This is a genomic window from Fictibacillus enclensis, from assembly GCF_030123385.1.
GTDB classification, from domain to species: Bacteria; Bacillota; Bacilli; order Bacillales; family Fictibacillaceae; genus Fictibacillus_C; species Fictibacillus_C enclensis.
In genome coordinates this window covers 4933214-4947823 of sequence record NZ_CP126109.1, presented here as the reverse complement: position 1 = coordinate 4947823, position 14610 = coordinate 4933214, and the positions used below count along the sequence as shown (strand labels likewise).

General features: G+C 46.9%; 7 protein-coding genes and 1 pseudogene. 6 read left to right on the top strand and 2 right to left on the bottom strand.

Going from position 1 to position 14610, the window contains the following annotated elements; translation table 11 throughout:
- Nucleotides 1-128: 128 nt before the first annotated feature.
- From QNH15_RS25385 to QNH15_RS25375, 3 genes and pseudogenes are all read left to right on the top strand, one after another.
- Nucleotides 129-1415: an HD domain-containing protein gene (locus tag QNH15_RS25385; protein WP_283891545.1), complete on the top strand. Its 1287-nt coding sequence runs from the start codon at nucleotides 129-131 to the stop codon at nucleotides 1413-1415.
- A gap of 27 nt (nucleotides 1416-1442) precedes the next feature.
- Nucleotides 1443-1949, top strand: coding sequence for a YwgA family protein (locus QNH15_RS25380; RefSeq protein ID WP_283891543.1), 507 nt, complete (start codon nucleotides 1443-1445; stop codon nucleotides 1947-1949).
- 455 nt (nucleotides 1950-2404) lie between these two features.
- A pseudogene (locus QNH15_RS25375) lies at nucleotides 2405-6742 on the top strand (S8 family serine peptidase).
- A 140-nt stretch (nucleotides 6743-6882) separates the two neighbouring features.
- Here QNH15_RS25375 and QNH15_RS25370 read toward each other — a convergent pair.
- Nucleotides 6883-8196, bottom strand: coding sequence for an NCS2 family permease (locus QNH15_RS25370; protein WP_283891541.1), 1314 nt, complete (start codon nucleotides 8194-8196; stop codon nucleotides 6883-6885).
- A 210-nt stretch (nucleotides 8197-8406) separates the two neighbouring features.
- Between QNH15_RS25370 and QNH15_RS25365 the strand changes: the two genes are divergently transcribed.
- Nucleotides 8407-8934, top strand: coding sequence for a YwhD family protein (locus tag QNH15_RS25365; RefSeq protein WP_283895761.1), 528 nt, complete (start codon nucleotides 8407-8409; stop codon nucleotides 8932-8934).
- A 659-nt stretch (nucleotides 8935-9593) separates the two neighbouring features.
- Here QNH15_RS25365 and QNH15_RS25360 read toward each other — a convergent pair.
- Nucleotides 9594-11660 (bottom strand): transglycosylase domain-containing protein, encoded by a 2067-nt coding sequence (locus QNH15_RS25360; RefSeq protein WP_283891539.1) that lies wholly within the window; start codon nucleotides 11658-11660, stop codon nucleotides 9594-9596.
- A gap of 125 nt (nucleotides 11661-11785) precedes the next feature.
- Here QNH15_RS25360 and QNH15_RS25355 point away from each other — a divergent pair, with 125 nt between their 5' ends.
- Nucleotides 11786-13075 carry an amidohydrolase gene (locus tag QNH15_RS25355; protein ID WP_283891537.1) on the top strand — a complete coding sequence of 430 codons (1290 nt, stop codon included), beginning with the start codon at nucleotides 11786-11788 and terminating at the stop codon, nucleotides 13073-13075.
- Between the two features lie 512 nt (nucleotides 13076-13587).
- Nucleotides 13588-14523: a ketopantoate reductase family protein gene (locus QNH15_RS25350; RefSeq protein ID WP_283891535.1), complete on the top strand. Its 936-nt coding sequence runs from the start codon at nucleotides 13588-13590 to the stop codon at nucleotides 14521-14523.
- Nucleotides 14524-14610 lie beyond the last annotated feature (87 nt).

The following is a 14610-nucleotide window of genomic DNA, read 5'->3' as shown; positions in this document are numbered from 1 at the left end:
ACATGAAAACATTCTAATAACCTACACGATTATCCTTCTTTCGACAATTTTTCCTGAGAAGGGATTTTCTATTTTTAGCAGAAATTTAAATATAAACTAATTGCGGCTGAAGGAGCATTTATTAAGATATGGCGAAAGAAATGGGTCAATTAAATGAAGAAAAGGTGTTCAAGGATCCGGTTCACCGTTATATACACGTAAGGGATGAACTGATCTGGAGACTGATCGGAACGCGCGAATTTCAGCGGCTTCGCCGGATTCGCCAGCTCGGCACGACCTACCTGACGTTTCACGGGGCTGAGCACAGCCGGTTCAGCCACTCTTTAGGTGTATATGAGATTACAAGACGCATCATCGAAGTGTTTCATAACCGGCCTCATTGGAATGAGGAAGAACGGATGTTGGTGCTCAGTGCAGCCCTGCTGCATGATATCGGCCATGGTCCCTTTTCTCACTCCTTTGAAAAAGTGTTCGGGGTGGACCATGAAGATTACACAAGAGCGATTCTGCTGGGCGACACGGAAGTGAATGAGGTACTCCGTCTGCAAGGCAGCGATTTTCCGAAAAAAGTAGCGGAAGTCATTGAAAAGACCTATCATGATAAGCTTGTGGTAAGCATGATTTCCAGTCAAATCGATGCCGACCGGATGGACTATCTTCTTCGTGATGCCTATTTTACCGGTGTGAGTTACGGGAATTTTGACCTCGAACGGATTCTGCGGGTGATGAGGCCAATGGAAGACGGAGCGGTCATCAAGGCGAGCGGCATGCATGCCGTTGAGGATTACATCATGAGCCGCTACCAAATGTACTGGCAGGTTTATTTTCATCCGGTTACACGGAGCGCTGAGGTCATTTTAAGCAAAATCCTTCACCGGGCAAAAGATTTATATCAGGAAGGCTACACGTTCAAGCAAAATCTCACTCATTTCCGCTCTCTGTTTGAAGGGGAAATTACATTAGAAGATTACATAAAGCTGGATGAGGGAGTCATGCAGTATTATTTCCAGATATGGCTGGAGGAGGAAGACGGCATTCTTCGTGATTTGTGCAGACGATTCCTTGACCGAAAGCTTTTCAAATACTCGGAGATGGTTTCTGTCTCGGAAGTTCTTAAGCTGTCCGACTATCTGGAAGAGGCAGGAATTGACCCAAAATACTACCTTGTGATCGACTCTTCCTCCGATTTGCCATATGACTTTTACCGTCCGGGGGAAAAAGAGGAAAGGCTGCCTATTAACCTTTTAAAAGCCAATGGTGAAGTACGTGAACTTTCCAGGGAATCGGATGTGGTGGAAGCCATTTCCGGAAAAAGAAGAACCGACCACAAGCTGTATTATCCGGCAGATCTGATTGAGCAAATAAATGACAGCCAATTAAAGAAAAAAATAAAACACATACTGAAAAAAGGATGATAAGGATTTACGTTAGGGGGAAAAAATGTGTTTGATGATCATTTAAAGGTCATAACCGTTATTAAGGAAGCAGGAGAAGTCGTTGGCCGAAAAAAGCTGCAAAAAATGATTTATATTGCCAAGAAGCTTAACTTTCCTTTTCAGGAAAAGTACGAGTTTCATTTTTACGGACCCTATTCCGAGGAGCTGACACTGCGCGTGGAGGAGCTCTGCAATCTGGGCTATCTTTTAGAGAAAAAAGAAAAGGTGAGCGGCTATTCGCAATACCGCTATTCCCTGAATGAAGAGGGAGAAGGCTTTTTGGCCAGCTACGGAACATCCATACCGAAGCTCGGTGAATGCATCAGGACGATGAACGAACAGTCTTCCCGGTTCCTGGAATTGGTTTCTACAATTCTGTTCTTTTACCATTTGCCTGTAGAGGAAGTCACAGAGAAGATTCATACGTTAAAAGCCAAGCAAAGATATACGAAAGAGGAAATTCAGGAAGGCTACAAGTTTATCAGCCAACTCGAAGGTTGTATCATGCAATAGCTCTTTATTCCTTTTGACGATCGTAAAATCAACTGACTTTCATGAGAGAAGGTCAGTTTTTTTGTGCGTAATAAGCGAAAAGAAATGGTCCATAGTACCCGAACGATGCAGAGCAATACCTTAGACATGGATAGAAGGGTATAAGAGCCTTTTAGAATTGGAAAATGGTACATTTATACCTGGGAAAATGAGCGGTAAGTTTGATGCGGAAATTCATAATTATTTTACATTTTTTCTCTGAAAGTCAGAAACTGCCTATGAAAAAGTGCCTATAACCCCAGTCATCCCTTTTACTTATTTTTACAAAAATGGTAACTTACAAGTAGCTTCCATATTTTTCTTCCCTTATTATTAAACTAACTTCCAGACTCTTGCGCAAAAAGTGATTAGCAGAGGAGGGTAGTTTTTTTATTGTTTAGGTTCGGTGGTAAATACGAAGGGAGGACGTTTTACGAATGAAAGTCAAACATCTTCGCTTATTCAGTATCATCATGTGCCTAAGTCTGCTGATTCCTTTGATGCTTCCAAAACAGGCGGCTGTGTCCGCGGAGACGAAGCCTTATGTCTCCGTGAACAAGAGTAAAGCCTCTGGGGGAGTTAAAGTCAGCAGCAAACTGAAAAAACAGTTCGACGATCAGGATCAGGTGACGTTCCTGATCAAGTTCAAAGAGCAGGCGGATACACAAAAAGCTGCAAAAGAAGCTCAAAAGCTTGCGAAGAAGCAAAAGCTTAGCGCCTTTAAGACAGAACTGAACAAACGATCTGCGGTGGTCTCTTTGTTGAGAGCGACAGCGGACCAAACACAAAGCGGCGTTAAAGAATACTTAACGAAGCAAAAGAAGGAAGGGAACGCGAAAAACATCCGCTCCTATTTCATCGTGAACGCCATGGCGGTTACAGCAACCAAAGAAGTCATGGAGAAAGTCGCGTCTTTTCCCGAAGTTGACAAAGTCCTTCCAAATGAAATCAGACAGATTCAGCCGGTCAAGGAAACGGATGCCAAGCCGATTCCTACTGTAGACGCTGCAAAAGCAGCTAAAAAGAGTGAAAAGCAAAAAGAAACAAAAGCTGATACAGCTTCAGTGGAATGGAACATTGACCGGGTTGGAGCACCACAGGTTTGGGCAATGGGCATCGATGGTGCAGGCACAGTGGTGGCCAACATTGATACCGGTGTGCAATGGGACCATCCGGCATTAAAAGAAAAATACCGTGGCTATAATGCAGCCGACGGCTCGGTTAACCATGAATATAACTGGTTTGATGCGACAGCCGGACGCGCTGCACCTTATGATGATGACAACCACGGAACACATACCATGGGCACTATGGTCGGCAGTGAAGGCAACAATCAAATTGGTGTCGCTCCTGGCGCCAAATGGATTGCGGTAAAAGCGTTCACTCCGGCAGGCGGAACGGATGCAGACCTGCTCGAAGCAGGACAATGGATTATTGCTCCGACGGATGCTCAAGGAAACCCTCATCCAGAAAAAGCGCCGGATGTGGTCAACAACTCCTGGGGAGGCGGCCCTGGAATTGATGACTGGTATCGACAAATGGTACAAAACTGGCGTGCAGCCGAAATTTTCCCCGAATTTTCTGCAGGTAATACAACATTAACGAACCCAGGGGGCCCTGGATCTGTGGCCAACCCTGCAAACTACCCTGAATCCTTTGCCACAGGGGCAATAGATATCAACAATAAACTCGCTTCCTTCTCTTTGCGCGGACCATCTCCATACGGCGGCATCATGAAGCCGGAAATTTCAGCACCGGGTGTGAATATCCGTTCTTCTGTTCCTGGCGGGAACTATGAAGGTGGATGGAATGGAACATCCATGGCCGGACCGCATGTGTAAGCAGCTGTAGCGCTTCTAAGGCAGGTAAATGCCAGTCTTTCGGTAGCTGACATTGAACAAATACTTAAAGAAACAGCTGTTCCTTTAACAGACAATGATTATCCTGAAAGCCCGAACAATGGATATGGACACGGACTTCTGAACGTGTTTGATGCTGTATCATCCATTATCAGCGGGCTCGGTAAAGTAAAAGGAACCGTATTAAAAGAGGGAGTGGATTCGGAAGCACCAACCTACACGCATGAAGCACCTCAAGAAACATATGCGGGCATGGATCTTCCGCTCACCATCACAGCAAAAGACAACATCAGCATTTCCTCTGTCACTCTTCAATATCAGGATGGTGACGGGAATTGGCAGTCTGTTGAAGCGGATCGAACGGGCGGGAATTATGAGGAAGGCACCTATACCGCGATCCTTCCTGGTGATGCGATTGCTGTCCCATCCCTGACATACCGATGGAAAATTGTTGACTATGGCCAGCATGAAGTCACAACAGATTCCTATAACGTAAATGTACTACCTGGAATCAGCGTTGGATATTCGACTGATTTTGAATCAGAACCTGTGGGCTGGACGTTTTCCGGTACCCTTAACACCTGGGAGTGGGGAACACCAACTTCAGGACCTGGTAATGCTGCGTCAGGCACAAAGGTATACGGAACCAACCTTGACGGCAATTACGACAACAGCGCAAACATGGCGCTGAAAATGCCGCCGATCGACCTTGGAGACGGTCCGGCATACCTACAGTTCAAACACTGGTATGAAATTGAAAACAACTATGACTATGCTCAAGTTTTTGTTTCAACCGATCAGCAAAACTGGACAGAAAAAGCACGTTTTACAAACAAGAGCAATGCATGGATCAACGGACAGGTGGACCTGTCGGAGTATGCCAATCAGCGCATCTATGTTGCCTTTAATCTGAAAACGGATGGCAGTGTAGTCAAGCCGGGCTGGTACCTGGATGACGTTAAACTCGCTGCAGCTCCAACTACACTGAAAGATACAGGCAAACAGAAAACAGATGCAGATGTGAAGGCATCAGCGAAAGAAAAAGTGGATCCAAGCAAAATTCAGCCTGTAAACACGCTGAAAATTAAGAAAGCGGAAGGAAAAGGGCTGGTGGCTGCACCGAACGGCCTTCCGATTCCAGCTGTTGTCAGTGTACTGGAAACCGGACGTTCAACAACAACCAACCCTGCAAACGGCACCTATTCTCTGACCCATGCAGCAGGTGACTACACCCTTGTTGCCGAGTCCTACGGCTACCGTTCGGCTCAGCAAAATGTCACCATTCCAGCGGATGGAGAAGTGGTAAAGTATTTCGTACTCGAAGAGATTCCTAAAGGTACGATCTCCGGAACGGTAACCAATGAACAAACTGGTGCACCGATTAAGGGTGCCACGGTTTATGTGATGGAAGATGCTGCTGTTCAGCCAGTAAAAACGGATGAAAACGGCAATTACAGCTTAACAGCCTATGAAGGAGCCTATACCCTTAAAGTTATGGCTGCTGGATATTACGGAGAAGATACCCAGGTAACCGTTAAGGGGAATGAAACGACAGACAAAGATTTTACGCTTAAACCGTTTATTACCGCACCTGGCGGAGAAATTGCCTATGATGATGGCACAGCAGAAAACGCTCATGCCTTCTATGACGCTGGTAACGGCTGGGCGGTTAAAATGCCACTGCCTGCGGGCAAAGACCAAGCTGTAGTAACAGGCGGTAAATTCCGCTTCTGGGATACGGAATGGCCGGTACCGGGCGGAAACAAAGCGCAAGTGGCTGTTTATGATGCGAGCGGCCCTGATGGCGCACCTGGTAAAAAGCTTGCCGGTCCGATCAATTTCACTGCACAAAGAAATGGTGACTGGTCGACGGTTGATCTTTCCAGCTACGGCATTCAGGTGACGGGCGACTTCTATATGGTCTACTTCCAGGTGGACCCGAATCCAAATGCGCCTGGTCTTGGTACCGATGAAGACGGAACAAATGCTGGACGAAGCTGGCAATATGTTGGCGGAGCATGGTCCCCATCCCCGGCCGATGAAGGAAACTACATGATCCGTGCCCTGGTGGACTATGAAGTCACTGCTCCGGTGATTACTTCTCCTGCAGACGGCAGCTTTACCAATCAAGAGACTGTAAAAGTAGAAGGGCAAACCGTCCCTGGAGTTAATGTCCACATTTTGAAGGACGGTAAGAAAGCGGCTGAATCAACAGCTGGTGAGGACGGCAAATTTGCAGCTGATGTGACTCTTTCCAACGGTGAAAATGTGCTGACTGCCAAAGTTGTAACGGACCGCGGAAGCACGGATGAATCCGCTCCGGTAAAAGTAACACTGGACCAGAAGAAGCCGGTGCTGACCATCGACAGCCCTGCAAATGGATTAAAGACAAATAAAGAAACGGTTACCGTAAAAGGGAAGGTCACAGAGGAAAACCTTGATTCTGTGAAAGTAAACGGAAAGAAAGTAACCGTGAAAGATGATGGAACCTATTCTTATCGCATGATGCTTGACCTTGGTGAAAATGTAATCAAGGTAAAAGCGACAGATAAAGCGGGCAATGCAGTAACCAAAAAGGTCACTGTCTACGCTCAGTATGAAGAGCTTGTCCTCGAGAATGTAAAGCCGGATAAAAATAAGAGTCTGAAGGTCGGCCAATCCGTTAAAATCGAGTTTGACAGCTCTGAAGATCTGGAGGCGACATTTGTGATCCACATGCCTTTGACAAACACAAAGGCAGCTACAAGCAACGCCACTGAGCTTCCAATGCGCGAAACGTCCCCTGGCCACTATGAGGGGTACTACACAGCGACGTCCAACGTAAGGGCGACGGGAGCAACGGTGGAAGTCAGAGCGCAAGACGATTACGGCAACACGGCAAGTGAGATAGCGAAAGGAAAACTGAATATCAACTAGCATTTTTGCATTTTTGCATAAAAAGAAAGCCTGCTGAATGGTGATCAGCAGGCTTCTTTTTATGTTTGCGGCCGGCAAAGGGACTGCGTGGGAAGCGCTCCAGCGCTTGTCGGGGCTGAACGGCTGTTTTAGCTTTTTTCTTAATGCGGTAAAAATGCGAGCTGATAGAAAAACAAAACAGCAAATAAATAAACGAGGAATGGAACTTCACGCCATTTTCCGCGGGCAATTTTTAGCAGCGGGTAAGAAATGAAGCCAAACGCAATTCCGGTTGCGATACTTGATGTCAGCGGCATGGTCAAAATAATGATAAACGCTGGGAACGCTTCGTCCAGCTGCTCCCAATTAATTTTACCAAGCGCTCCGAGCATCAGGCTGCCAACAATAATCAATGTCGGTGCTGTGATGGCTGAAAGGCCGGAAATGGCACTAACAAGCGGCGAGAAAAAGGCGGCAATTATAAACAGTACAGCAACGGTTACCGAAGTTAATCCAGTACGGCCGCCGACTGCTACACCTGAAGTTGATTCAATATAGGCACTTGTCGGGCTTGTCCCGAGCGCGGCCCCTACTGTTGTTGCTACAGAATCGGCAAGAAGTGCTTCACGTGCTTTGGGCATTTTGTTATTTTTCATCAAACCAGCCTGTTCAGCGACACCTACCATCGTTCCTGTCGTATCAAAAATGGTAACGAGAAGGAAGGAGAAAACCACTGCAAACAGTCCATACTGAAACACATCGGCAAAAGCGGTCATCGGGTTGCCGAAGATAAATAATTCTTTCGGCATTGCAGGGACAGACATAAAACCATTAAATTTTAACTGATGCGTAAAATATGCAATAATTCCAGTAATGATCATTCCGAAGAAAAGAGCGCCGTTCACATTGAGTGCCATCAGAATGAGCGTAATCGCCAAACCTGCCAAAGCAAGCATGACAGATGGTGAATGAAGGTCACCGAGCGCCACCAGATTTTCCTTATGGGCGGTAATGATACCGGTCATTCGCATGCCGATAAACGCGATAAAAAGGCCGATTCCTGCGGTAATCCCGTATTTTAAATTAGCGGGAATGGCTTCAATCAATTTTTCGCGAAACGGTGTCAGCGACAAAATAACAAAGATAATTCCGGCGACAAAAACCGCTCCAAAAGCCGTCTGATAGGAAATGTTGGTGTGCGTTCCTACCACGGAAAAAGCGAAATAGGCATTCAGCCCCATACCGGGAGCAATGGCGATCGGCAGGTTGGCGAACAGGGCCATCCACAATGTTCCGACCACAGTAGCGATGATGGTTGCCATAAAGACTGTATTAAACGGAACACCCGCTGAATGAAGCACGATCGGATTGACGACAACGATATAGACCATGGTCAAAAAAGTTGTGATCCCGGCAATCACTTCTTGCTTTGCGGTCGTTCCGCGTTCTTTTAGTTTAAAGAAAGAAGAAAACATGGAAGTACCTCCAAAAATACGAACGATTTTTAAATACTTAATTATAATATTCGTTTTTAGGTTTCGATGCAACCCATTTATACTCGTTATCCTTATGTATTCTTACCCCTTTTAAGGTCTGTGATACCAGACGGGAAAGGCTCATGGACTTAAAATGGAGAGATTTGTGGTAAAATAAAAACAGAACTGATGTGACTCGGGAGGTTTATGATGAAAGATATTTTCGGATCTAATCCAGATAAAAATAAAAAAGGAATGGGCTTTACCATTTTAAGCGGCGATTCCACCAGCGGTCATGGCGGCTATGGTGTAGGTGCATTAAGCCTGGACCATATGACTCCGGTTATCGTCGATCCTGTAGATGGAGACGCCTATGTTGATATGGGTGCCATGCATGCCAGAAGTGATATTGAAAAGCGGATTAAATTTACGCCTGACCGCTCCAATACACCAAACCCGCGTCCATACTGGCTCGTTTGGGTAACAATCAACAGAAATGAAGAAGGCCCATACTACTATGGTGTGACCGCTTGTGAAATGCAGATTGATGCGGAGGCGCGCCGGGGCTATAAAAGCCTGCCGGAGCACGTGAACCGCATGGATAAATCGTTGAAAGGCTATGTGATCGTGGACGATATGGATGACAAGTCCAAAAGATTGCTTGGAGAATTTCTAAAGAACCACGATGAAGCTATGTTCAACCGCTCTTCTGCCGAAGTTAGGAAATTATTGCCATAAAATTGGAAGAGTTATGAACTCTTTTTGAACATTTTATAAATAACTTGTGACAATTCTCGTTCATACAGTAAACTGAAGCTAGCATTGCACACACAATGTTGCTAGGACAATAAGCAGCCCGGGAGCTCTTCGTGAGCACCCGGGCTGTTTATTTTGTGTTTGCATTTTATGAAAAATCTGTTTCCTCATCCCTTGTTGCTCGTAAGTGGTTAATTTCCGTTCCAGGATGCTCGCTTTTACCGGCGCGAGCGCCTACTTTCGCAGGGCGGGCGCTGAGCCCATCAGGCGCAAGCGCCTTCTTGGTCTCACCTGTCCCGCTTTTCCCGTAGGACAAGGAACACTTCGGCAGCGAGCCATCGCACGCAGAAAATGTGAAGTTCATTTTCGAGGAGTCTCGCACCTTGCACTCCAATCAACTGTTCAATGTAGTTATTTACGTTTTTTTTAGCGGTCTGATAGAAAAAAGTTTTGAAAATGACGTGATATGCAAGTAAGTCGTGTTGAACCGCAACTATTTTGGCCAGTACCGCAAGTAAATCGTGTCGAACCGCAACTATTTTGGCCAGTACCGGCAAGTAAATCGTGTCGAACCGCAACTAATTGGGCCAACACCGCAACTAATCAGCCCCGCACCGTATTAATCACTCGAACTCCACCCCTTAATGCCACCAAGGGAAGACTTTCTGGAACCAGCCTTTTCGTTTATGATCGAGTCCGTCTGAGCCCATGGGAAGGTCGCCGGCATGTTCATTGCAGTATTCGGTGGGTTCTGTTCCCTTAATATAGTACGTTTTTCTTTTGATCGGGCAATTTTTCGTCGCAAGCTTCCCGTTTTTCGGGTTGACCATCACCCCTACTACCCCTTTTGGCTTCTTGAACGCCATGGCGGGTTCATCCTTTAAGGCATCTTCCATATAATGCACCCAAATTTTCTTCGAATAGCTGCCGTCATTGATCCGGTTGATCTCTTTCCCCTGGTCGTATCCAATCCATACACCTGTCGTCAACTGTGGCGTAAACCCGACCATCCAGCTGTCGGTCGGTGTGGAGCCCGATTTTCCCGCAGCCGGGCGGGTTAAATATTGATCGATGCTCGCGCCGGTAACCTTGGCGTAATCATTCAGCTTTTCATCAAACATGCCTTTCATCAGATCGGTCATAACGAATGCCGCTTTTTTGTCGAGCACTTGTTTTTGTTTGTAATGATGCTCATAAAGAACGCGGCCTTTGTTGTCGGTAATTTCCTTGATAAAAACAGGTTCCACCCTTTTGCCGCCATTCGCAAAAAGATTGTACGCATTGGTCATTTCCATCACGCTTACGTTTTTTGTGCCAAGCGCAAGGGACGGCACACTGGCCAGCGGGCTTTTGATGCCAAACTGGCGTGCTGCCTTGACCAGCTTTTTCGGCCCGAGAAAAAGGTTGGTTTTTACCGCATAGATGTTGTCCGATAGAGCGAGTGCCTCAGACAAGGTAATAAAGTCGTAGGCATACAGGTTATTGTAGTTTTTCGGTTTATAATCCTGCTGCCCGTCTCCCATGGCAAAAGAGGTGGGCTCACTTTTAATGGCAGTCGACGGTGTATAGCCGTTTTTCAGCGCCGTATAGTACAAAAATGGCTTAAACGTAGAGCCGGGGGCGCGTTTTGCCTGGATGGCCCGGTCAAACGGGCTTTCGGCATAATTCCTTCCTCCCACCAGCGCTTTCACATCACCATTTCTAGGATCCATGGACACCAGAGCCGTTTGGATTGAGGAATCTGGATCGATCCTCTCTTCAATCTCCTTTTCTGCGGCCTTTTGCATGGAGACATCGAGCGTTGTATAGATGTGAAGGCCGCCAAGCTCAATCTGCTTGGGGTCCATTTTTAACTCTTTTTTCAGGACTTTCATCACTTCGGCTTGGAAGTACGGCGCAATTTTAGGCTTTTGCACCTCTTTTTCGGCCACTATGGTAAGCGGCGCAGCGGCAGCTTCCTGTACTTCTTTTTTGGACAGGTAGCGATTGTTCTCCATCGCCTTTAAAATGATCGCCTGCCGCTCTTTGGCCCGGTCCTCATGATAAAGCGGTGAGTAATAGCCGGGACCTTTTGGCACTCCGGCCAGCATGGCAGCCTCGGAAATACTGAGGTGGCTCGCATCCTTTCCAAAATAAAAGGCGGAGGCGCTCTGGATTCCATAGGTGCCATGACCGTAATAGATGGTATTTAAATAGCCTTCAAGGATTTGATTCTTGGAATAATTCATCTCCAGCCGGATGGTATAAAACGCCTCCATCCCTTTTCGGAGCCAGGTCTTCTCATGTGTTAAAAAGAGATTCCGTGCGAATTGCTGGGTGATGGTGCTTGCTCCCTGTACTTTTGCTCCTGCCCTCAGGTCCGCCAAAAGGGCTGCCGCAATCCGCTTAAAATCAAATCCGTGATGTTCATAAAAATTTTTGTCTTCAATGGAAAGCGTGGCTTCAATCAAAGCAGGACTCATCTTATTCAGCGGCACCCATGTCCGTTTTTGCCCGGAGTTGCTGATTTCCCCGATTTCTTCCCCGCTGCTCGAATGAATCACAGTGGTTTGCGGTACGAGCAAAGGCGGAGGCCCCATCCATTTAGCCAAAAGAAGTACACCCGTCAGACAAACAGCCATGGCTGCGCACAAAATGGCAGCCAGTTTGCCCGCCAATTTTACTTTTTGTAATCTGCTGTACTCCTTCCAGTGTTTAAGCCAGGACACGGAAACCCCCTCCTTATCATTATCTGTTTCTAGTATGGGATAACGAGAGCTCTTCTAAACGTGGAAAGAGGGGGAAATGTTATACTAGTTCCATAACGAACGAAGGAAAGCAGGAGGGTTATACATTGATTCTGAAGAATGCGCGCTATTTAATAGAAAACAACGGAACGTGGAGCGAACGGCAGGAGGATTTGCTCATCGAAGGAAATACGATTCAAGACATCGGAAATCTTGAACCGTTATATGACCAGCATGAAGTATGGGACGTGAAAGATTATTTGATCCTCCCAGGCCTTGTCAACGGGCATCAGCATACGCCGATGTCGCTTCTTCGCTGTTATAGTGATGATCTTCCGTTAATGGAGTGGCTGAATAAAAAAATGCTCCCTGCGGAAATGAAAATGACAAGTGAGGACCGGTATTGGGGCGCAATGCTGTCCATGGCTGAAATGATAAAAAGCGGAACTACGGCATATGCGGACATGTACATCGATATGGATACCCTTGCAGCCGCTGTGCAGGAAACAGGCATTCGCGCTTCTCTTTCCCGGGGCATGATCGCCATGGATTCCAATTACAGTGACCGCATCGAGGAGTCTCGCAATCTTGTGAAGAAATGGCACGGACAGGTCGAAGGAAGAATCACCGTCATGATTGCGCCTCATTCTCCTTATATGTGTCCGCCGGACTTTCTGCGGGATGCAGTAGTACTGGCAAAAGAACAAAACGTACCACTGCACACCCACCTCGCAGAAACGGCAGATGAGCGGAACATGATCCAGGAGCGCCATGGCATGAGTCCGGTCCAATATTTGCAGAAGGCTGGCTTTTTTGAAAACACCCGTGTCAACCTCGCTCATGGTGTGCATTTTACAGAAGACGACCTGTCCATACTGGAAGGGCTCACAGGCGGAGTTATTCATAATCCGGTGAGCAATGCAAAGCTCGCCTGCGGCACAGCGGATCTTGTGGAGCTCACCAAAAGAGGAATCAAAGTGGGCCTCGGAACAGATGGACCGGGCAGTGCGAGTACACTGGACATGTTTATGGAGATGAAAGCTGCCGCCTGGATGCAGAAGCTGCTGCAGGAAGATGCTTCCGCACTGAACGCCCATGAAATATTGACGATGGCGACGAGAAATGGAGCAGAAATTCTTGGAATCGGGCAAGAAACCGGAAGCATTGAGGTTGGTAAAAAAGCAGACCTGCTGTTTATGAACATGAACCAGCCACACCTTGTGCCAGCCCACCAGGATCCTTCCCTTTTGGTGTATGCGGCGGCAGGACAGGATGTGGATTCGGTCATGATAGATGGAAAATTGATCATGAAGCATCGTGAACTGTTGACAATGGATGAAGAAAAAGTGATGTTTGAAGCGAAGCGCCGTGCGGAAGACCTGATCAGCCGCATATAAAACGGACCTCCGCCGGTAAATTTTGAAAAAAATAGTATGATTATAGCAGAAATGCAGCAAAATAATACCGCTGGCATGCAGGCCAGCGGCGGGCAATAGTCGGTTTTCCCCAGGATGTCGGCTACCATTTTAACAAAACGAAAAAAGATAGACCGTTTTCGTGAGTTGGGGCTCGAGGGCGGTCTATTTTTTATGCGACAAAACAGAAACGATCAGCGACGCAAAAGCGACGGCAAACATCAGCGCTTCAAATATCGTCAGAGGCATCACCCCCTTTCGTGCAAAGCCTGTACACGATTGGTTGCAGCTTGCTAAAGAGAGTGCGCCGACCACCCAAAGGACCCTTTACTATTGTCTTCCCATTATGCCAACTTGTTAGGGGTTGCATTCAACTTCCAAAAAGATTGGAAAAAAGACGGCTGCCTGCAGGGCGGTTCTTTTGGGTATCGCAGGTTTCTTGCGTTACTATGAAAGAGAGAAATTTCTGACTATAACAAAGGCAGGGTGATGATATGAATATTGTAATGTTTGGAGCAGGAGCGCTTGGAGCTTATTATGGTGGCCGATGGGCCGAGGCGGGGCAAAACGTCTCTTTTTTGGTACGGGAAAAAAGGAAAAAGCAAATTGAGGAGCAAGGGCTTATCATCCATAGTGTAGCCGGGGATTATCAACTGGACCACCCCAAGCTGATCGTAGATCCAGACGAGGCAGAAGCATGTGATCTTCTGGTGCTTTCGGTGAAAGGCTATCATTTAAATGATACACTTCCCGTTTTAAAAAAGTTTGTTGCCAGGGGAGCGCGTGTACTGCCATTATTGAACGGGATCGAACACATTTACAGATTGCAGGAGGAGCTCGGTGAAGAGGCGGTGCTTGGCGGATTGGCATTTATCATTGCTACCCTTGATGAAAAAGGGCATGTCGTACATACGAGTGAGTCGCATGACATTGTTTACGGGCCGCTCCATCCATCTCAGGAAAATCTGTGCACAGAACTGGAGCAGGTGATGCAAAACAGCAACATGAAGGGGAACCTGAGCCCCACGATCAGTAAAAGTCTTTGGCAAAAATATATGTTCATCACTGCTTTTTCAGGAGTAACAACGGCAGCCAACCTGCCGATCGGAAGAATAAGAGAACAGGAGGATACGCTGCTGCTGTTCCGTTCGGTGCTTCATGAAATGGCAACCCTGGCAAACACGTTTGATATCGATTTAAGGGATGAGGATATCGAGGAAACGATGAGCCGGGTGAGTGGTCTCTCCTTTGAAGCAACTTCCTCCATGCATCAGGACAGGAGAAAGGGCTTGAATCTTGAAGTCGACCATCTACAGGGAGGAGCGCTCCGTCTGGCCAAACAAAGCGGGCTCAGCCTTCCGCATATCGAAACACTGCACGCACTGATCAAGCCCTTTGAATCAGGCAATCTCACAACAGGAACAAAGTAGGCGGCCTTTCATAGGCTCATACAGGGTTTAGCATAAATTGCGTGTGGAATAACAAAAAAGTAAATGCTATAATCGTAATGTTTGTTA

What these genes read in the sequence shown, in the direction of transcription:
- QNH15_RS25385 (WP_283891545.1), top strand. Translation starts at nt 129, where the DNA reads ATGGCGAAAGAAATGGGTCAATTAAATGAAGAAAAGGTGTTCAAGGAT.
- QNH15_RS25370 (WP_283891541.1), bottom strand. Translation starts at nt 8,196, where the DNA reads ATGTTTTCTTCTTTCTTTAAACTAAAAGAACGCGGAACGACCGCAAAG.
- QNH15_RS25365 (WP_283895761.1), top strand. Translation starts at nt 8,407, where the DNA reads ATGAAAGATATTTTCGGATCTAATCCAGATAAAAATAAAAAAGGAATG.
- QNH15_RS25350 (WP_283891535.1), top strand. Translation starts at nt 13,588, where the DNA reads ATGAATATTGTAATGTTTGGAGCAGGAGCGCTTGGAGCTTATTATGGT.